Here is a 20,944-nt window from a genome sequence, read left to right on the forward strand (position 1 = left end):
CTCGATCCTTGAGAAATGAAGGTCGAGCATGGCCGAATCGCTACGGCGGCGTGCATTAGATACCTACCGCACAGGATGTCTGCAAACGTGTCGAGGGTCAGCGCCGCGCCACGTCGGAGAAGTAGAACTTGTCCAGAGTGTGCCGGGATTCGGTGTATTCGAACTGGCGGCCGTCCTGAAGGAATGTCTGGTTGCTGACGACGATCACGTGGCTCTGGCCGTCGAGGTCCAGGTGCGACAGGTCATCCTTGCTGCACGGGCGGGCTTCGATGGTGCGCTGCGCGTAGGCGATCTGAAGCTGCAGGGTCTGTTCGATGTAGGCGTAGATTGATTGCTCGGCGATATCGAGGGACAGGCCGGGAATGACCTCGGTGACAAAATGGTTGATGTCGAGGATCACCCGTTTGCCATCAATGCGCCGCACCCGTTTGACCCGGGTAATCAGGCTGCCGGGCTGCGCATCGATGTGTTCGAGCAATGCGCCTTCGAGGGGAATCTGCGCCAGCTCGACCACTGCGGTACTGACGTCGTCGCCCAGGCGTGGGTAGGTCTCCTGAAAACTGACGATGCCACCGAGCTGAAATTCGATCGGGTTGGTCGACAGGACGAAGGTGCCCTTGCCATGGACTTTCTGCGCGAAACCGCGCTCCTGAAGTTGCTCGATGGCCTTGCGCACGGTGCCGCGGCTGGCCTGATAGCTGTCCATCAGCTCGGTTTCGGAGGGCAGGCGAGCGCCTCGTTGCAGACGTTCAGTGGTGATACTCGCCAGCAGATCGCTGTAGATCTGGTTGTATTTGCTCATGAGAGGGGCTCGATGCCGGCTGTGCTCAAAGCTTCGAACCTTAAGGGCAGGGTAGGGCTTTGTCCATGTGGGGATTGGAAATCACCTTAGGCTGAAGTAGGAAAATTCTCTGCTGGTCTGGCAAAAACATACAAAAACAAACTCGTCTGTACGAGTTGTTGCAATAACTCGTACAGACGAGTACTTTTCGTTCCCACGTGCTGCCAATAACAACAATCCACAGCGGAAGAACTAGCATGAGCCACGACTATCCGAACATCGTCCAAGCGCTGCTGCAAAGCCTTGGCGGTCGCGAGAACATCGAACAGGCCGCGCACTGCGTCACGCGCCTGCGCCTGGCGTTGAAGAATCCAGCCCTGGTCAATAGTGCCACGCTCAACCAGATCGATCTGGTCAAAGGCTCGTTCTTCACCGGCGGTCTGTATCAGGTGGTGATCGGCCCGGGCGAAGTGGAAAAGGTCTACGCCGAATTGCGCCGCCAGACCGGCCTCGCCGCGTCGACCATCGCCGACGTCAAACAGAAAAGCGCCGAGAAGATCAACGCCATGCAGCGTCTGGTGCGGGTATTTTCCGACGTGTTCATGCCGATCCTGCCCGCGCTGATCGTTGCCGGTTTGCTGATGGGCATCAACAACCTGATCGGCGCCAAAGGCATGTTTATCGAAGGTCAGACCCTGCTGGATGCCTACCCCAAACTCGAGGGACTGTGGAGCCTGATCAACCTCATGGCCAACACCGCGTTCGTGTTCTTGCCGGCATTGGTGGGATGGTCGGCGGCCAAGCGCTTTGGCGGCAGCGAGATTCTCGGCATCGTACTCGGCCTGATGCTGGTTCACCCGGATCTGCTCAACGCCTGGAACTATGGCAAGGCGGTGGCCGGTCTGGACGGTCAGCAGATGCCGTACTTCGACATCCTCGGATTGTTCCAGGTAGAGAAAGTCGGTTATCAGGGGCAGATCCTGCCGATACTGCTGGCCGCTTACGTGATGAGCGTCATCGAAAAATGGTTGCGGGCACGCGTGCCCAACGCAGTGCAATTGCTGGTGGTGCCCATCACCACGATTGTCGTCACGGGAGTTCTGGCGTTGGCGGTGATCGGGCCTGTAACCCGTCACATCGGTATCTACATCACCGAGGGTGTGGTCATGCTGTTCGACCTGGCGCCGATGGTCGGTGGGGCGATTTTCGGACTGCTCTATGCCCCACTGGTGATCACCGGAATGCACCACATGTTCCTCGCCGTCGATCTGCAACTGATCTCGACCCAGGGCGGCACGTTCATCTGGCCGATGATCGTCATGTCCAACCTCGCTCAAGGCAGCGCTGCGTTGGCGGTGTTCTACATGACGCGCAACGCGCGGGACAAAAGCATGGCGTCGACCTCAGCGATTTCCGCGTATTTCGGTATCACTGAACCCGCCATGTTCGGGGTCAATCTGCGTTACAAATTTCCGTTTTACGCCGCGCTGACCGGCTCGGCGCTGGGCTGCATCTTCCTGTCGATTAACAAGATTCAAGCCTCGGCCATCGGCGTCGGCGGCTTGCCCGGGTTTATCTCGATCATTCCGCAGTTCATTCCGATGTTCGTGATCGGGATGATCATCGCCATGGTTGTGCCGTTTGTTTTGACCTGTGCGCTGAGCATGAAGATTGTCCGCCCCGGCTATCGGGTTGCCTGATATCGACCCGTAGGAGCTGCCGCAGGCTGCGATCTTTTGATGTTGTTTTTTGAAAAGCCAAAGTCAACAGATCGCAGCCTTCGGCAGCTCCTACAGGGGGCACAGGGTTTGCCGGTTTTAAAATCAAGAGGGAAATGTGCCATGCAAGACTGGCAGCGTTCGGTTATCTACCAGATCTACCCGAAGAGTTTTCACAGCCATGCCGGCAACCCGACAGGTGATTTGCTCGGCGTCGTGGCCAAGCTCGATTACCTGCAATGGCTGGGTGTCGATTGCTTGTGGATCACGCCATTCCTGCGCTCGCCGCAACGTGACAACGGCTATGACATCAGCGACTACTACGCGATTGATCCCAGTTACGGCAGCATGGCCGACTGCGAGTTGCTGATCGCCGAGGCGGGCAAGCGCGGGATCAAGTTGATGCTCGACATTGTGGTCAACCACACCTCGATCGAACATGTGTGGTTTCAGCAGGCGCGCAGCAGCCTCGATAATCCCTACCGTGACTTTTATATATGGCGCGATCAGCCGAACAATTGGCAGTCCAAGTTCGGCGGTTCGGCCTGGGAGTACGAAGCCCAGACCGGTCAGTACTATCTGCACCTGTTCGACCACACCCAGGCTGACCTGAATTGGGACAACCCCAAGGTACGCGCCGAAGTCTTCAAAATGATGCGCTTCTGGCGGGACAAGGGCGTGGGTGGTTTCCGGCTGGACGTGATCAATCTGATCTCCAAGCCTGCGGATTTTGCCGAGGACAACAGCGACGGCCGACGCTTTTACACCGACGGGCCGAACGTCCATGAGTACTTGCAGCAGATGCACCGTGAGGTCTTCGCCGGCCACGACCTGATCAACGTCGGGGAGATGTCATCCACCAGCCTCGAGCACTGCATTCGTTATTCCAATCCGCAGTCGCAAGAGCTGTCGATGACCTTCAACTTTCATCATCTGAAAGTCGATTATCCAAACCTGGAAAAGTGGGTTCGCGCCGATTTCGATTTCCTCCAGCTCAAGCAGATCCTGTCCGACTGGCAGACCGGCATGCAGGCCGGCGGTGGCTGGAATGCGCTGTTCTGGTGTAACCACGATCAGCCTCGGGTGGTCTCGCGGTTTGGCCATGACGGCGAATATCGTGAGCTCTCGGCAAAAATGCTCGGAACGGCGCTGCACTTTTTGCAGGGCACGCCGTTTGTGTACCAGGGCGAAGAACTGGGCATGACCAATCCGGGTTTCGAGCGTATCGATCAGTACCGGGATGTCGAGACGCTGAACATCTTTCGGCTCAAGCGTGAAGCAGGCACCAGCGACATCGACAACATGGCGGCGATCATGCAGAAGTCCCGTGACAACGGGCGTACGCCGATGCACTGGAACGCGGAACCGAATGCCGGTTTCAGCCACGTCGAACCGTGGATCGGGTTACCGGCCAATGCCGCCCGGATCAACGTCGCCCAACAACTTGATGATCCTGATTCGGTCCTTCATCACTACCGTCTTCTGATCGCGTTGCGGCGCACAGAGGCGCTGATTTCGCTGGGCATCTATCGACAGTTGTTGCCTGAACACAAGCAGGTCTGGGCTTATCTGAGAGAAGGCACCGGCGAGCGCCTGCTGATCGTGAACAACTTCTATGCCACACCGTGTGAAATCGAACTGCCAATAGAGATCGACGAGACGCTGAACCAGCGGTTGCTTGTCAGCAATTATCCGGACTGTCCGTCACGTAATCGACAGGTGAGTTTGCGCCCGTATGAATCGTTCGTCCTGCACCTGATTGATCCCTGATTCCTAACTAAAAAACAAGATTTCAAAAAGCACGCAGAGCACTGCGCGGGGGAGTTTTGCGCGCCGAATTCATGGAAACACACAATAAAAATAATGGGGTGGCTTATGAAAACAACAATTAATCGCAGCCTTGCAGTCGCAGGTTTATGCCTCGCGTTACCACAGACATCATCAGCGCTGGAGTTCGGTGGTTACTTGCGCAGTGGCATTGGCAATGCGACCAAGGGCGGTAGCCAATCGTGCTTCCAGTTGCCGGGGGCGCAGACCAAATACCGCTTGGGCAACGAATGCGAGCAGTACGGCGAGCTTGAGCTGCGCCAGGATTTGTACACCCTCGACGATGGCTCGGTACTTAGCGTCGATGGCATGGTCTCGCTGTACAACCGCTACAACCAAAGCCTCACGTTCAATGAAGACAACGGCTCGGTGCGTCTGCCGCAGGCCTATGCACAGTGGTCGAACATGCCCGCGCTCAATGGCGGTTCGCTCTGGGCCGGTCGCCGCTACTACAAACGTAATGACATCCACATTTCCGATTTCTACTACTGGAACCAGAGCGCTACCGGTGGCGGGATCGAAGATGTGCTGATCGGCGATCTGAAATACAGCTACGCCTTTTCGCGCAAGGACAACCTCTATCAAAAGGACTACATCAACCGGCACGACTTCAACGTCGCCGGGTTCGCTACCAATCCGGGCGGCGAGCTTGAGTTTGGCTTGAGCTACATCGACAAACCCGACAGCCGCGACGCGCACCGGGGCTGGGCGATCACCACGCAGCATGTGCAGAAGGACTTTCTCGGTGGCAAAAACAAACTGGCCTTCCAGTACGGCGAAGGGCCTGGCACCGGGCTGGGTTATACCGGTAACGTCAAACTGGACGACAGCAATAAAAGTTATCGGATTGTCGAGTTTTTCGACTGGCAACTGACGCCGCGTTTTGGCGGGCAAATCGAGGCGGTGTATCAAAAAGATATTCGCCCGGACGGCGCTGACCAGAACTGGCTGTCGCTAGGTGTGCGTCCGACCTATGCGCTTACCGAACAATTCAAACTGGTCACCGAACTGGGCCATGATCAAGTCGATGCACCGGGCGGCACGCGCAAATTGAGCAAGTTCACCGTTGCGCCGACATGGTCACCCAAGGGCCCGGAATTCTGGGCGCGCCCCGAGGTGCGTTTGTACTACACCTATGCCAGTTGGAACGAGGCAGCCAAACGCGCGGCCAACGAATTGGCCCAAGGGTCGGCGCTGTCCGATACCGGCGCTTTCGGTACCGCTCGCCACGGTGCGAACGTTGGATTGCAGGTCGAATACTGGTGGAAATAAGCGATGCTGGTGGGGCGGCGCGCTCCACGGGTACTTCCAAGAACAAAACCGCAGGTGACATCATGGCCACACCTCAACAATTGCAACTGCTGGCGCCTTTGTCCGGCGTGCTGATCCCAATGGATCAAGTGCCCGACCCGGTGTTTGCCAATCGCGTGATCGGCGACGGCCTGTGCATCGACCCGACTTCATCAGCCTTGTGCGCTCCGCTGGCCGGGGTGATCAGCAACGTGCAGGCAAGCGGTCATGCCGTGAGCATCACCGATGACCGTGGCGTTCAGGTGTTGCTGCACATCGGTCTGGATACGGTGAATCTTGGCGGTCAGGGCTTCACCCGCCTGGTTGAAGAAGGTCAGCGAGTGGCGGCTGGCGAAACGCTGATCAAGTTCGATGCCGATTACATCGCCCTGCACGCGCGCAGCCTGATGACCCTGATGCTGGTGGTCAGCGGTGAGCCATTTACCTGGACGGCCGCGCAGACGGGGCTGGTCGAAACGGGCCAACCTCTGCTGAGTCTCACCAGTGCGCATGCCATCCGTGAAGAACAGGTCGCGCCAACAGGCGAAGTGATTTTCTCAAATGTGCTGAAACTGCCCAATCCCAATGGTCTGCATGCGCGTCCGGCGGCGGTGTTCGCGCAAGCGGCGAAGGTTTTTTCGGCAAAGATCTATCTGCATAAACAGCAGGCCGAAGCCAACGCCAAGTCACTGGTGGCAATCATGGCGTTGCAGACCGCTTTGGGTGACAGCGTGCAAGTGAGCGCCGTGGGCGAAGACGCGCAAGCAGCAATCAGCACACTCTCGCGGTTGCTCGCCGAAGGGTGCGGGGAATCGGTCACAACGTTGCCTGTGACGGAGCCTTGCGAAAGCGTCGAACCTGAGGTGCTGACGGTTCTGCGTGGAGTCTGTGCATCGCCCGGTTCGGCATTGGGCCAGGTCATGCAGATCACCGAGCCAAGCCTCGACATAAAAGAGTCCGGTGCCGGGGTGAAAACGGAACAGGAGGCGCTGACGAACGCGCTGATCGAGGCGCAAATGGCCTTGCAGCACTTGCGCGACACGGCGGGAGGCAGCGCTCAGGAGGAAATCTTCAAGGCTCATCAGGAACTGCTCGATGACCCGAGCCTGCTCGATCAGGCCCAAGCGTTGATTGCCGAGGGCAAAAGCGCGGAGTTTGCCTGGAGTACTGCAACCGAGTCGACCGCGGCGCTGTTTCGGCAGTCGGCCAGTCCGTTGCTGGTTGAACGTGCGGCAGACCTGGCGGACGTCTGCTTGCGAGTCCTCAATTTGATTCTCGACGTGCACGACCCGGTCCTGACATTGCCGCACGGGACGATCCTGGTCGCCGATCAACTGACGCCGTCACAGACGGCGGGGCTCGATGTGACAAAGGTGCTTGGCATCGTCACGGTCGGTGGTGGCGCCACCAGCCATGTCGCCATTCTTGCGCGGGCCTTTGCCCTGCCGGCGATTTGCGGGGTGCCGGCGCAGGTGCTGGCCTTGGCGAACGGCAGCACGGTGCTGCTCGATGCCGACAGGGGCGAACTGCAACTCAACCCCGATCCGCTCGCCATCGAGCAATTGCAAGCCAGACGCGAGCTACAGCGCCTGCGCCATCAACACGACCACGCACAGGCGACGCTGGCCGCCTGCACCCGCGACGGGCACTACATCGAGGTGACAGCCAACGTTTCCTCCCTGAGTGAAACCGAGCAGGCGATGGGCCTGGGCGGTGCAGGTGTCGGGCTTTTGCGCTCGGAGTTTCTTTATCTGGATCGCAACCATGCGCCCACTTTCGACGAACAAGTGTCGACCTACAGCGCCATCGCCCAGGCCGTGGGGCCGTCGCACAATCTGGTGGTACGCACCCTCGATGTCGGCGGCGACAAGCCATTGGCCTACGTGCCGATGGACAGAGAAACCAACCCGTTCCTCGGACTGCGCGGGATTCGTCTGTGTCTGGAGCGCCCGCAACTGTTGCGCGAGCAATTTCGGGCGATCCTTGGCAGTGTCGGTCTGACGCGCCTGCACATCATGTTGCCGATGGTCACGCAAATCTCGGAGCTGCATCTGGCCCGGCAAATGCTGGAGGAGGAAGCGCAGGCACTGAACCTGGTCGAACGGCCGAAACTGGGGATCATGATCGAAGTGCCGGCGGCGGCACTGATGGCCGATGTGTTCGCGCCCTACGTGGATTTCTTCTCGATCGGCACCAATGATCTGACTCAATACACCCTGGCGATGGATCGCGATCATCCTCGCCTGGCCAGTCAGGCCGATAGTTTTCATCCCTCGGTGTTGCGCCTGATTGCCATGACCGTCAAAGGCGCGCACGCCCATGGCAAATGGGTCGGCGTCTGTGGCGCGATGGCTTCGGAACGTCTGGCCGTGCCGCTGTTGCTGGGGCTCGGCGTGGATGAGTTGTCGGTCAGTGTTCCGCAGATTCCGGCGATCAAAGCGGCAGTGCGGGAGGTGGATCTGCTCGACTGCAAGGCCATCGCCGACCAGGTACAGAGTCTGGAAAGCGCTGAGGAAGTACGCGAAGCACTGCGCCTGTATCACGAGGCAACGGTCGATATTTCACCGGTTCTGGAGAACTGACATGTTCGATAAATTGCAGCAGGCGTTCTGGAAAGCCCTGACCCCGGATCTGGTGCCGGACGAGCCGACAATACCAACCGAACCTGCCGAGGGGTTAAGCGCAGATATCGTTGCGGCGTTGGGTGGTGGGGATAACCTCAAAGCGCAGCAACCGGTGGCGCTGACCCGGGTGCGGGTGGTGTTGCGTGACGTATCACGCATGGACCGTCAGGCATTGAACGAGGCCGGTGTCGCGGGCGTCATGCCCCTTGAGGATGGGGTGGTGCACCTGATTACCGGCCTGCGGCCATAAGTCCCTAGGGGTGTGCGGCCTCAGGTCACCCTTACTGTTTCTCAACCGCAGGTGTATCGTATTCGCCTTTTACGGGCCTTCAGGGGTCTGTCGCTGATACGTGAGGTAGTTGAGTTCATGTCCTTTACCCGTCGCCAAATCCTCGGTGGCCTGGCCGGTCTTGTTGTCGTAGGCGTTGGAGCGGGAGGCGCGTCGCGTTACTGGCTGGGCAAGATGGCTGACGCCGAGGCGGGCCACGACTACGAGTTGATCGCCGCGCCCCTGGATGTGGAACTGGTGCCGGGGCACAAGACCGAGGCCTGGGCGTTCGGCCCGTCGGCACCGGGCACCGAGTTGCGTGTGCGTCAGGGCGAATGGCTGCGGGTGCGGTTCATCAACCATCTGCCGGTGGCGACCACCATTCACTGGCACGGCATTCGCCTGCCGCTGGAAATGGACGGCGTGCCGTACGTGTCGCAATTGCCGGTGCTGCCGGGCGAATACTTCGACTACAAATTCCGCGTGCCGGACGCCGGCAGCTACTGGTATCACCCGCATGTCAGCAGCAGCGAAGAACTGGGGCGCGGATTGGTCGGGCCGCTGATCATCGAAGAGCGCGAGCCGACCGGTTTCAACTACGAAAAGACCCTGAGCCTGAAGAACTGGCACATCGACGAAGAAGGCAATTTCGTTGAGTTCAGTATCCCTCGTGAAGCTGCGCGCGGTGGTACGGCGGGACGTTTGTCGACTATCAACGGCGTGCCGTTGCCGGTGATCGACCTGCCGGCCGGGCAGATCACCCGCGTGCGTTTGCTCAATCTGGATAACACCCTGACTTACCGCATCAACATTCCTGGTGTTGAGGCAAAAATCTACGCGCTGGACGGCAACCCGGTTGAGCCGCGCCCGCTGGGCAAGGAATACTGGCTCGGCCCCGGCATGCGTATTTGCCTGGCGATCAAGGCACCGGCGGCAGGCGAAGAATTGTCGCTGCGCAATGGCCCGGTGCGTCTGGGCACTCTGCGCTCGGTGGCCAACACGGACGCGCCGACCGAGTGGCCGCCGGCGCTGCCCGCCAACCCGGTGGCCGAACCGGACCTGGCCAATGCCGAGAAACTCAACTTCAATTTCGAATGGGTCGGTTCGGTGTCGGTCAACGTCGACAACGGCAAGCCGCCGAGTCTGTGGCAGATCAACGGCAAGGCGTGGGACATCACCGACAAGACGTGCGCCGATCGTCCGATTGCCAGTCTCAAACTGGGCCAGAGCTATATTTTCGAATTGAAGAACATGACCCAGTATCAGCATCCGATTCACCTGCACGGCATGAGCTTCAAGGTGATTGCGTCGAACCGGCACAAGGTCATCCCGTACTTCACCGACACCTATCTGCTGGGCAAGAACGAGCGCGCGCAAGTGGCGCTGGTGGCGGATAACCCGGGGGTATGGATGTTCCATTGCCACGTGATCGACCACATGGAAACCGGCCTGATGGCCGCCATCGAGGTGAAGTGATGCGCCAGATTCGCCCCGCAGCGATCATCGACCGCAGCCGTGACCGCGACTTCATGCGCGAAGCGCTTGCCCTTGCAGCGCAAGGCGCAGCCCTCGGCGAAGTGCCGGTGGGCGCGGTGCTGGTGCAGGATGGCGAGATCATCGGTCGTGGCTTCAACTGCCCGATCAGCGCCAGCGACCCGAGCGCTCACGCCGAAATGGTCGCGATCCGCGCCGCGGCGCAGGCGGTGGATAACTATCGACTGCCCGGCAGCACGCTGTACGTGACGCTGGAGCCGTGCAGCATGTGCGCCGGTTTGATCGTGCATTCAAGAGTGGCGCGGGTGGTGTATGGCGCGCTGGAGCCAAAAGCCGGGATCGTGCAAAGCCAGGGGCAGTTTTTCACCCAGGGCTTTTTGAATCACCGGGTGTTGTATGAGGGCGGGGTGTTGGCAGAGGAGTGCGGGGCGGTGTTGACCGAGTTCTTTCGTGCCCGGAGAGCAAAACCCACTGAATAAACACGGACTCAATGTGGGAGCGAGCCTGCTCGCGAAAGCGTCGGTACATTCAACATGAAGGGTGACTGACACACCGCTTTCGCGAGCAGGCTCGCTCCCACAGGGGTTCTCTAATGTGCGGGAGATTGGGTTACTTCCTCGCGACGATCACCGCCCGCATCGGCGCCGGCAGTCCTTCGATCGTCTTGCTGTGATCATCCGGATCAAGGAAGTCACTCAACGACTGATACTTCATCCACTCGGTGCCGCGCTGTTCCTCAATCGTCGTCGTGCTGACATCCACGCATCGAATATCGGTAAACCCGGCACGCCGTAACCACAACTCCAGCGCCGGCACCGACGGCAGGAACCACACGTTACGCATTTGCGCGTAACGGTCTTCTGGCACCAGCACCTGATGCTTGTCGCCTTCAACCACCAGCGTTTCCAGCACCAGTTCGCCGCCCTTGACCAGGCAATCCTTCAGCGCCAGCAGGTGCTCGATCGGCGAGCGGCGGTGGTAGAACACGCCCATGGAAAACACCGTGTCGAAACCTTCCAGATTCGGCGGCAAATCCTCGAACGGGAAGGGCAGGTGCCACGCGTTTGGCTCAGACAGATAACGCTGCACAGCCTGAAACTGGCAGAAGAACAACCAGTTCGGGTCAACCCCGATCACGCTGTCCGCACCGGCGCCAAGCATGCGCCACATGTAGTAGCCGTTGCCGCAACCGACATCGAGGATGCGTTTTCCCTTCAGATCCAGATGCAGGGCGACCCGCGACCACTTCCAGTCCGAGCGCCATTCGGTGTCGACGTGCACACCAAACAGATCGAACGGCCCCTTGCGCCACGGCGACAGGCCCATCAGGGCGGTGCGCATTTGCGCGCGGGTTTCGTCGTCGCAATCGGTGTCGAGTTTCAAGCCGTTGAGCAGATCGACTTCGCTCGGCTGGATCTTCGGCAAGGCGTCCAGCGCACTTTGCCAGCGCTCCAGATCGCCGTGGCCCTTCTCCATTTTCTTGTCGAGTTGACGCTGCAGGGTGTTGGCCCATTCGGCCAGCGGTGTACCGGCCAGACGGCGGGCGAGGGGGGACAGATCAATCATGGCAAGGCAATCAACGAGGCAAAGTTAAGACACTGGAACCACGGCACGACTTTCGAGAACCCGGCGGCCAACAGGCGTTCGCGGTGTTCTTCGAGGCTGTCGGGCTTCATGACGTTTTCGATGGCGCTGCGCTTCTGGGCGATTTCCAGTTCGCTGTAGCCGTTGGCGCGTTTGAACGCGACGTGCAGATCGGTGAGCAATGCATGTTCTTCGGCGTCATTGAAGCGCAGTTTTTCCGACAGAATCAGTGCGCCGCCGGGCAGCAATGACTGGTGGATGCGCGACAACAACGCGGTGCGCTGATCCGGGGCGATGAATTGCAGGGTGAAGTTCAGTGCCACCACCGAGGCGGGTTGAAAGTCGAGGGCGAGGATGTCGCCTTCGATCACTTCGACCGGCAGCAACTCCTGAAACATCGAGTCCTGCCCGTTGAGGTATTCGCGGCAACGTTCGACCATGGCGGCCGAGTTATCCACCGCGATTACCCGGCAACCGTCGGTGCGCACGTGACGGCGCAACGCCTGGGTCACTGCCCCGAGGGAGGCGCCGAGGTCGTAGAGCACGCTGTTCGGCTGGGCGAATTGAGCGGCGAGCACGCCGAGGTTTTCGACGATGGTCGGGTAACCCGGCACCGAACGCTTGATCATGTCCGGGAACACGCGCACCACGTCTTCGTTGAAGGCGAAGTCAGGCACCTTATCCAGGGGCTGGGCGAAAATGCGATCGGATTCTTTGCTCACGGCGGTTTCCGGCGGTGTCGGTGGAAAAGGCCGGCATTTTAGCCAAAGTGGCGCGGGGATGCTTGAGTTGTCTGATAAAGCGTGGGGAATCGGCACGCGGCCTACAGAGGGCGGGGGGCTGCGCAGGATAGTCAGGAGAGAACAGTGAATGACCCAGTCAACATCAAGACTTGATCATTCACGGCTTAAAGCGAGATCAGGAGGCGCGCATGTAAACGTTTAATTCGGCTCTGCCAGTGATGTGCAGCTCTTCTGTCCTGTGGTCTTTGCCTTTGAAATCAAAGTTGATGAGGTAGCGCAGCGCCTGGCAGTCGTTTGAAATGACTTCGACATCAATAGTGCCGCTTTCCGGACTGTAATTATAAAAAGTGGAGTAAGAGTCGCTAGCACCGACTTCATAATATTGGAATATCTCAAACGGGAAGTCTGAATCTGTTGGGTTGTAACTGCCAGATTGAATGTCGCTGCGAAAACGAAACGTCATTCCTTTTCCGTAATTCACAAGATTTTTTTCGAAAGCGCTGGCAGTAAATTCGATTCGAGTGCTGTTAGGGTCTTGTTGGAACTCGATATTTTGCGTATTGAAATCCACGCGGTTTGAAATCGAGGTTTGAAGATCGCAGTTGACGGAGATATAGGTCCCCTGTGCATTTGGCGAATTTTTGTTTTTGAATATATTCATGATGTTCTTCCTTGGTCTACATTCGTGATTTGGATAACGCCACGCAATGGTAGTGAGGGGAAGAAATTCGGGGCACTGTCAGATCTGACAGGTTTTTATATCGTTTCGAGATAGATCAAGATTTTTATGGTTATGACACATCGCCAGATTGTTTGTTTTTATTAAACGCCGAGGCAGCAATACCCCATTGGCCCAGCCAATAACTGAGGATGATGACGTAAGGCGCGGCATGGAATGGTGCAACAAACCGGTCGATGCCAATCACGCTGTCAGAAAACACAAATGCCAGCGCACCTCCCGCTGCCAGTAACGCCGAACGCTTGGGCACGTCGGTGCCGAGGCGAGCAAGAGCCCGCCAGAGCATGGCGCTTATTGCTGTGCCGTAGACGATCACGGGTACTAGCAATGGGCCGAGGCCACTGGAAATCAGCATCCCCAACAGCACCGCACCAACGCCGAGCGCGAGCATCAGTGGCATCAACGCCAGACGTTTGCAGTCACTGAGATAAGCCTTGAGATACGCCAGATGCGCAACAAGAAATGCGCCAAGGCCGAACACGAACAGATCCCCTGGCCACGCCAACAACACATCGCCCAGCAGGGAAAAAATCAGACCGAGGCTGATCCAGCGGCGATAGTCGCTGGGCGGTGCGTCGTGCAGCCAGCCGAGCAATGCCAACACCGGCAACGGTTTGACCAGCAGACAAAGCAGCGCCGCGTGGGTGCTCAAGCCGTAGAGAAAGGTCACCGCGCCCATCAGCGCCAGAATCAGCCAGCCCACGATCAATTCACCGAAATGGCGCAGTCAAAGGTTTCTACCGGCAACACTTCCGGCGCCCAGGGTTGTTGCGAGGTCAGGCGCAGGCGCCCGGTGCCCGCAGCAAACGCTTGAAAACGCCAAGTGGAAAGCCCGGCAGCACCGACCACGCCAGCATCTTCCGGGTTGCTGTAGACCTCGGGGCTGAGGGCGCGCAAGACGCCGCCAGCGGAATCCTGAATCGCCCAGCGATAACCCGTGGTCGGGTTGCTTGGCAGCATCACGATCAGGTTTTGCCCGGTGGTGAGTCGCACGGGGCATTCGCTTTGTTTTTCCACGGTCACGTTCTGTTTCGGCTGCGTGGCGCAAGCGGCCAGCAAAGAAAGGGCGATAGGGACAAACAGGCGAATGGGGGACATAAGGTCAGCGGCTCCGGCGTTGGCGACGAACGGCGAGCATAACCGAAGATGAGACAAATTGTGACGGCGCGGCGGTTTGGCGGTGTTGTCAAGGACGCCATCGCTGGCAAGCCAGCTCCCACAGGTTTCTCGGTAGAGCACAAGATTTGTGAGCACCAATGAACATTGTGGGAGCTGGCTTGCCAGCGATAGCGGTAGTGCAGTTGCTACTTCATGTTCAGAAGAGCACCTTCGCCACATCCGCAAACCGCTTGGCGAAATGCACGGTAATGCCTTCTTTCAAGTAGTCCGGCAGTTCCTCGAAGTTGCCCCGATTCGGTTCTGGCAGGATCAACTCAAATATCTTCTGCCGCCGGGCCGCGATCACCTTTTCACGTACCCCGCCAATCGGCAGTACATGCCCGGTCAGTGTCAGTTCGCCGGTCATCGCCACGCCTTTTTTCGGCGCTTGATTGCGTGCGAGAGAGAGCAAAGCGCTGGCCATGGTCACGCCGGCGCTCGGGCCATCCTTCGGTGTCGCGCCTTCCGGTACGTGCAGGTGGACGAAGGCTTCGTCGAAGAACTTCGCATCGCCGCCGAATTGCTTCAGGTTCGAGCTGACGTAGCTGTAGGCGATCTCCGCCGATTCCTTCATCACGTCACCCAACTGCCCGGTGAGTTTGAAACCGCGATTGAGCGTGTGAATCCGCGTCGCTTCGATCGGCAACGTGGCGCCGCCCATGCTGGTCCACGCCAGCCCCGTGATAACGCCCGTGCCGGACAGCACTTGCTCGTTGCGGAACACCGGATGGCCCAACGAGGCTTCCAGATCTTTCGGCCCGAGTTTGATCACCGCTTTTGGCTCGTCGATCAGTTTCATCACCGCTTTGCGCACCAGTTTGCCCAGTTGTTTTTCCAACTGACGCACCCCGGCTTCACGGGCGTAACCGTCGATCAGGGTTTTCAGGGCGCTGTCACTGATGCTCAGGCTGCCCTTGGATACGCCGGCCTTTTCCAACAATTTCGGCCACAAGTGACGCTTGGCGATGGCGACTTTTTCTTCGGTGATGTAGCCCGACAGACGAATCACTTCCATACGGTCGAGCAACGGACCGGGGATCGAATCAAGCGTGTTGGCGGTGCAGACGAACAGGACTTTCGACAAGTCCATGCGCAGATCGAGGTAGTGGTCGAGGAATTCGACGTTCTGTTCCGGGTCGAGGGTTTCGAGCAGCGCCGAGGCCGGGTCGCCCTGGTAGCTCTGGCCCATCTTGTCGATCTCGTCGAGCATGATCACCGGGTTCATCACTTCGACGTCTTTCAACGCCTGCACGAGTTTGCCTGGCTGTGCGCCGATGTAAGTGCGGCGGTGGCCCTTGATCTCGGCTTCGTCGCGCATGCCGCCGACGCTGAAGCGGTAGAACGGGCGGCCGAGGGATTCGGCGATGGATTTGCCGACACTGGTTTTACCCACACCAGGCGGGCCGACCAGCAGCACGATAGAACCGCTGATCTCGCCTTTATAAGCACCGACGGCGAGGAATTCGAGGATGCGGTCCTTGATGTCGTCGAGGCCGGCGTGGTGTTTGTCCAGCACCTTGCGCGCGTGCTTGAGGTCGAGTTTGTCCGCGCCATAAACGCCCCACGGCACCGACGTCGCCCAGTCGAGGTAGTTGCGGGTGACCGCGTACTCCGGCGAGCCGGTCTCGAGGATCGACAGTTTGTGCGTTTCTTCGTCGAGGCGTTTCTGCACCTGCGCCGGCAGGACTTTACCTTCCAGGCGCTGTTGGAACTGTTCGAGGTCAGCGCTGCGGTCGTCCTTGGTCAGGCCGAGTTCCTGCTGGATGACTTTGAGTTGTTCCTTGAGGAAGAACTCGCGCTGATGCTCGCCGATCTTGCGGTTGACCTCAGCGGAGATTTCTTTTTGCAGGCGCGCGACTTCGACTTCCTTGCGCAGCATCGGCAGGACTTTTTCCATGCGCTTGAGCATCGGCACGCAGTCGAGCACGGCTTGCAGCTCGGCGCCAGTGGCCGAGGTCAGGGCGGCGGCGAAGTCGGTCAGTGGCGACGGATCGTTAGGGCTGAAGCGGTTGAGGTAGTTCTTCAGCTCTTCGCTGTACAGCGGGTTGAGCGGCAGCAGTTCCTTGATCGCGTTGATCAGCGCCATGCCGTAGGCCTTGACCTCGTCGGTCGGCTCGGTCGGCTGATGCGGGTATTCGACTTCCACCAGATACGGCGGGCGGTGGTGCTTGAGCCAGGTCTTGATGCGGACGCGGCTCAGGCCCTGGGCGACGAACTGGAGTTTGCCGTTTTCGCGGCTGGCGTGGTGCACCTTGACCAGTGTCCCGTACTCGGGGAGGGCGTCGGTGTTGAAGTGGCGCGGGTCTTCCTGGGGCGTGTCCATGAAGAACAGGGCCAGGGAGTGGTGTTCGGATTTGCTGACCAGTTCGAGGGTTTCGGCCCACGGTTCTTCGTTGACGATGACCGGCAGCACTTGCGCCGGGAAGAACGGGCGGTTGTGGATCGGGATGATGTAGACCTTGTCCGGCAGGTTCTGGCCGGGCAGGGCCAGCCCTTTGCCGGAGGTGGTGTGTTCGATGTGGTCTTCGCTGGCTTCGGTGTAGTCGTCGGAGTTATCGGGGAATTCTTGCTGGTCGCTCATGGGGCACCTGCGCAATTGGGTATGGGTGTTAGATGGGGCAGGGCTTGAGTGGTTTCAATGGGGGTGGGTGTTTCTGGTTGTGTTCAGGGTTTTGACAGGGGTCACGCTTTGGACTTGGCGGCCTTTGGGCCGACCATGTTCTTGGGGTTTTGGGGGTATATCCGTTTTTGCGGTGCCGCTGCTGGCGGTTTCGCTTTTACAGCGAGTCACTTTTGCAGACGCCCAAAAGTAACCAAAACGCTGGGCCCCGGCGTTCGGCCCGCTCGCTGGGGCTCGGGGTTCCTTCGCTCCGGAATTGATCCGGGGGCATCGCTTCCGGTTTGCTTCGCTGCACCTCCTTTCGATGTATTCGACTTCGTCGAACGGCGCTACGCGCCCACCCCCCGGATCAATCCCTCCACTCAGCCTGCCGAAGGGGCCAGGTAGATCAAGAGCTGCAGCCGAGCTAACGCTCATCCTGTTGAGTGGTGAGGGGCGTGCGGTTGGCTTTTGTTTTGTGGTGGTTTTTCCCCTCGCCGGAACGCCGCACCAGCCCTCTCCCGAGGGAGAGGGAGCCGTTTTTTGGGCTTTTCAGGATTTGAGTTCGACTCGGTATTTTACGTCGGTGTAATGCTTTCAGGCCGCTCGGTCAGTTCCCTCTCCGGGGGGAGAAGGAGCCGTTTTTTGGGCTTTTCAGACTTTGAGTTCAGCTCGGTATTTCACGTCGGCGTATCTCGCCCAGACACCTCGGTCAGTCCCCTCTCCCTCTGGGAGAGGGTTAGGGTGAGGCTGCTTCAGAGGCTGTTTGAGTTTGAAGAGCAACCCTCAACTTTTTTTCCATCAAACTCAGCTGTGTGGCGCCGGTTGTGGGATTTCGAGGTTATCCAGCACCCGATTCACCGCCAATTCGGCCAGCATGATGATTTGCTGGATCGCCAGGATCGTGCGCCGCTGGGGCAGGTCGATGTAGGCGGCGATGTCGCTGCTCATGAGGCTGGCTTGTGCCAGGGATTCGCAGGCGTGAACCAGCAGGCTTTCGCTGTCCTGGTCTGGCGCGACCTGGAACATGGTGCTGGGTTTGTGGAAGCGCAAGGTGAGTGCGTTGGGTTTGAGGTAGTGGTCGAGCGCGCGTTCGGCGGCTTCGTGGAATTTCTTCGAATCGGGGGATTGGTAGGGCGAGGTGTCGTTGGTTTCTGGTGGGTTGGGTGTGGGCTTTTTCATGGTGAATACTCAGTTGGTGAAAGTGGAGCTGCCTTCGATTGCCGCGACGCAATCTGAGGTGGCAGCTGTACGCGGGTTCGCGGACCGATAACTGAGAAATCGGCATACCTCCAAGGACGGTATCCCGCGCACAGCCGCCATGACACAAACAACGGGCACCGAGGTGCCGTCAGGTTGGCGATTATGCATCAGTTATCGGGCCGCGACGCCCCATCGCTGAATTTGCAGCGACCCACCGAGCCTATCCAGCCGGTTTCCGACGCACAACCGACGCGACTTGTCGGAAAACTCCGCGCAATCTCCAGCATCTGTAGGACAAGCACAATTCCTACAACCCCACACATTCCAACCTGTAGGAGCTGCCGAAGGCTGCGATCTTTTGACGTTGATTGTCAGAAACAAGATCAAAAGATCGCAGCCTTCGGCAGCTCCTACAGGGGGAATTGTTGGTAACAAAAAAGGCGATGCCCCTTTCGGGACATCGCCTTCATTACTACCGGTTAAATCTTATTCCGGCAGTTTGTACGCAATCACATAGTCACCCATCTTGGTGCCCAGCGAGCCGTGGCCGCCGACAACAAGCAGGACGTATTGCTTGCCGTCCTTGCCGGTGTAGGTCATCGGGGTCGCTTGACCACCTGCTGGCAGACGCGCTTTCCACAACTCTTTACCGGAGTTGACGTCGTAGGCGCGCAGGTACTGGTCGAGGGTGCCGCTGAGGAAGCCAACGCCACCGGCCGTCACGATCGAGCCGCCCATGCTAGGCACGCCCAGGTTGAAGCCGATCGGGATTGGCGAGCTGTCGCGGCTGGTGCCGTTTTTGCGTTTCCACACGACTTTGCCGGTGGTCAGGTCGATACCGGCCACGTAGCCCCAGGCCGGGGCCTGGCACGGTACGCCGAAGGGCGACATGAACGGGTGCATGATCACCGCGTAAGGCGCGCCCGTGTTTGGTTGCACGCCAGAGGTTTCGCTTTCGCGTTTGCTGCCGGCGGCGACTTGCTCGCGTGGCACCATTTTCGAAACGAAGGCCATGTAGTTCGGGCTGGTGAACAGCATCTGGCGAACCGGATCGACCGACACGCCGCCCCAGTTGAACACGCCGACGTTGCCCGGGTAGATCAGGCTGCCCTGTTCCGAAGGAGGGGTGTACTGGCCTTCATAACGCAGTTCCTTGAACTGGATGCGGCACAGCATCTGGTCGAACGGGCTCGCGCCCCACATGGCTTTTTCGGTCAGTTCCGGGGCCAGCAGGTTGAGGTCCGAACGGGCCTGGGTCGGTGCGGTGAAGTCGCCTTTGACGGCGCCTTGCGGTACCGGGATTTCCTTGATCGGGATGATCGGCGTGCCGTCGCGACGGTCGAGGACGTACAGGCTGCCCTGTTTGGTCGGGGCGATCAGCGCAGGTTTCACGCCATCGGCGGTTTTCATGTCGAGCAGGGTTGGCTGGCTGCCAACGTCCATGTCCCACAGGTCGTGGTGGGTGAACTGGTAGTTCCAGCGCACTTTACCGGTGGCCAGGTCCAGAGCGACGATGCCGGCGCTGAATTTCTCGGCGCCCGGGGTGCGGTCGGCGCCCCATTGGTCAGGCGTCTGGTTGCCCAGTGGCAGGTAGACCATGCCGAGTTTTTCGTCGACGCTGGCCAGCGACCACATGTTGGCCGAGTTACGGCTGTAGGTTTCGCCCGGTGCCAATGGTTCGGTGGCGTCCGGCTTGTCGCTGTCCCAGTTCCAGACCAGGTGGCCGTCGTGCACGTCGAAGGCGCGGATCACGCCCGATGGCTCGTTGGTCGACTCGTTGTCGGTGACGTGACCGCCCATGATCACCAGATCACGGGTAATCGCGGCAGGCGAGGTGGAGTAGTAGCCACCAGCCGTGAACGGGCCGATGCCTTGGGTCAGGTCAACCACGCCCTGGTTGCCGAAGCCTTCGCAGATCTTGCCGGTGTCGGCATTCAGTGCGATCAGGCGAGCATCAGCGGTTGGCAGGTACAGACGACGCGGGCAGGCCTGAGCTACGGCTTTGCCAGCTTCGGAGATGACTGCAGAGGCAGCGTTTTCAGACTTGGCGTAATTGGCTTCGTCGTAGTACGACACGCCACGGCAGGTCATGTGGGCGAAGCCTTTGAAGCCGACAGGGCTCTTGATCTGCGGGTCGAAGCGCCACAGTTCTTTACCCGTGTCCGGGTCCAGTGCCAGCACTTTGCTGTGCGCGGTGCAGGCGTAGAGCATGCCGTTGGCTTTGAGCGGGGTGTTTTCGTTGGTCAGCTCAACCGGGTCATCAGCGCTCGGCAGGTCGCCGGTCTGGATGCGCCAGGCTTCTTGCAGCTTGCCGACGTTGGCCGGGGTGATCTGCTTGAGCGGCGAGTAACGGTCACCGAACTCGCTGCGGCCATAGGCCTGCCAGTCGCCATCAGGCATGGCTGGTGCGGTGTTGGTCATGTCCGCGGTGTCGCGGCCCAGTTCGCCGAACGTTTCGCCCGGGTGGGTGAACAGGCTGGCCACAGCGGTAACGCCGGCCAAAACCACGGCCACGGTCAAACCGCCAGTCCCCATGCGGGCAGGGCCGTTGATCAGCAGTGGACGACGGAACCACGGCAGCAGCATCACGAAACCGAGGGCAAACCACAGTGCCAGACGCGGCACCAGTTGCCACCAGTCCAGACCGACTTCCCACAGCGCCCAAACGGTGCTGGCAAACAGCACGATGGCGTACAGGCTCAGCGCCGCGCGACGACGCAGCAGCAACAGAATACCGGTCAGCGCGATGCCGATACCGGCCAGCAGGTAGTACAGCGAGCCGCCGAGCATGCTCAGCTTGACGCCTCCGGCCAACATGGCCAGGCCCATCAGTAGAAGCAGAATGCCGAGCAGGCTTGGTAGCAGACGGCCCCGACTCGAAGCACTTTCGGTGCTCATAGTGTGATTCTCCGTGAC

At 59.3% G+C, this 20,944-nt stretch carries 16 protein-coding genes; 7 read left to right on the forward strand and 9 right to left on the reverse strand.

Annotated features, from left to right (window positions below):
* Positions 1-97: 97 nt before the first annotated feature.
* A complete protein-coding gene (gene treR, locus AB4P92_RS22010) occupies positions 98-802 on the reverse strand; it encodes a trehalose operon repressor (RefSeq protein WP_042560906.1) in 705 nt (234 codons plus the stop codon).
* Positions 803-1,038: 236 nt separating this feature from the next.
* Here treR and treP point away from each other — a divergent pair, with 236 nt between their 5' ends.
* From treP to tadA, 7 genes are all read left to right on the forward strand, one after another.
* Entirely contained in the window at positions 1,039-2,481 is a 1,443-nt protein-coding gene (treP, locus tag AB4P92_RS22015; protein WP_273877860.1) for a PTS system trehalose-specific EIIBC component, read from the forward strand.
* Between the two features lie 141 nt (positions 2,482-2,622).
* The gene (gene treC / locus AB4P92_RS22020; RefSeq protein WP_395598149.1) at positions 2,623-4,269 is read left to right on the forward strand and encodes an alpha,alpha-phosphotrehalase; all 1,647 of its coding nucleotides are present in this window, start codon (positions 2,623-2,625) and stop codon (positions 4,267-4,269) included.
* A 105-nt stretch (positions 4,270-4,374) separates the two neighbouring features.
* On the forward strand, positions 4,375-5,598 hold the full coding sequence (locus AB4P92_RS22025; RefSeq protein ID WP_115147753.1) for a carbohydrate porin: 1,224 nt from the start codon (positions 4,375-4,377) through the stop codon (positions 5,596-5,598).
* A 62-nt stretch (positions 5,599-5,660) separates the two neighbouring features.
* Positions 5,661-8,198, forward strand: coding sequence for a phosphoenolpyruvate--protein phosphotransferase (gene ptsP, locus AB4P92_RS22030; RefSeq protein ID WP_395598150.1), 2,538 nt, complete (start codon positions 5,661-5,663; stop codon positions 8,196-8,198).
* Between the two features lies 1 nt (position 8,199).
* Positions 8,200-8,490: a PTS transporter subunit EIIB gene (locus AB4P92_RS22035; protein WP_047302960.1), complete on the forward strand. Its 291-nt coding sequence runs from the start codon at positions 8,200-8,202 to the stop codon at positions 8,488-8,490.
* Between the two features lie 117 nt (positions 8,491-8,607).
* Complete coding sequence (locus AB4P92_RS22040) at positions 8,608-9,984, forward strand: multicopper oxidase family protein (protein ID WP_042560900.1); 1,377 nt, start codon at positions 8,608-8,610, stop codon at positions 9,982-9,984.
* Positions 9,984-10,481, forward strand: coding sequence for a tRNA adenosine(34) deaminase TadA (gene tadA / locus AB4P92_RS22045; RefSeq protein WP_042560899.1), 498 nt, complete (start codon positions 9,984-9,986; stop codon positions 10,479-10,481). Before AB4P92_RS22040 ends, tadA begins: the two co-directional genes overlap by 1 nt.
* A 130-nt stretch (positions 10,482-10,611) precedes the next feature.
* Here tadA and cmoB read toward each other — a convergent pair whose 3' ends face one another.
* The 8 genes from cmoB to AB4P92_RS22085 all read right to left on the reverse strand — a co-directional run bounded on the left by cmoB (position 10,612) and on the right by AB4P92_RS22085 (position 20,926).
* Positions 10,612-11,568, reverse strand: coding sequence for a tRNA 5-methoxyuridine(34)/uridine 5-oxyacetic acid(34) synthase CmoB (gene cmoB / locus AB4P92_RS22050; protein ID WP_395598151.1), 957 nt, complete (start codon positions 11,566-11,568; stop codon positions 10,612-10,614).
* The gene (gene cmoA / locus AB4P92_RS22055; protein WP_115147757.1) at positions 11,565-12,308 is read right to left on the reverse strand and encodes a carboxy-S-adenosyl-L-methionine synthase CmoA; all 744 of its coding nucleotides are present in this window, start codon (positions 12,306-12,308) and stop codon (positions 11,565-11,567) included. The genes cmoB and cmoA overlap by 4 nt, the downstream gene beginning before the upstream one ends.
* 196 nt (positions 12,309-12,504) lie before the next feature.
* Entirely contained in the window at positions 12,505-12,990 is a 486-nt protein-coding gene (locus AB4P92_RS22060; RefSeq protein ID WP_047302954.1) for a hypothetical protein, read from the reverse strand.
* A gap of 130 nt (positions 12,991-13,120) precedes the next feature.
* Positions 13,121-13,771 carry a lysoplasmalogenase gene (locus AB4P92_RS22065; RefSeq protein ID WP_181818523.1) on the reverse strand — a complete coding sequence of 217 codons (651 nt, stop codon included), beginning with the start codon at positions 13,769-13,771 and terminating at the stop codon, positions 13,121-13,123.
* Positions 13,772-13,773: 2 nt separating this feature from the next.
* Positions 13,774-14,166, reverse strand: coding sequence for a protease inhibitor I42 family protein (locus tag AB4P92_RS22070; RefSeq protein WP_047302952.1), 393 nt, complete (start codon positions 14,164-14,166; stop codon positions 13,774-13,776).
* 217 nt (positions 14,167-14,383) lie between these two features.
* Entirely contained in the window at positions 14,384-16,807 is a 2,424-nt protein-coding gene (gene lon, locus AB4P92_RS22075; protein ID WP_234451852.1) for an endopeptidase La, read from the reverse strand.
* A gap of 825 nt (positions 16,808-17,632) precedes the next feature.
* Entirely contained in the window at positions 17,633-18,007 is a 375-nt protein-coding gene (locus AB4P92_RS22080; RefSeq protein ID WP_150616258.1) for a DUF6124 family protein, read from the reverse strand.
* A 507-nt stretch (positions 18,008-18,514) separates the two neighbouring features.
* Positions 18,515-20,926 (reverse strand): glucose/quinate/shikimate family membrane-bound PQQ-dependent dehydrogenase, encoded by a 2,412-nt coding sequence (locus AB4P92_RS22085; RefSeq protein ID WP_395598152.1) that lies wholly within the window; start codon positions 20,924-20,926, stop codon positions 18,515-18,517.
* Positions 20,927-20,944: the final 18 nt, after the last annotated feature.

The organism is Pseudomonas sp. A0308 (assembly GCF_044218815.1).
Taxonomy (GTDB): Bacteria; Pseudomonadota; Gammaproteobacteria; order Pseudomonadales; family Pseudomonadaceae; genus Aquipseudomonas; species Aquipseudomonas iridis.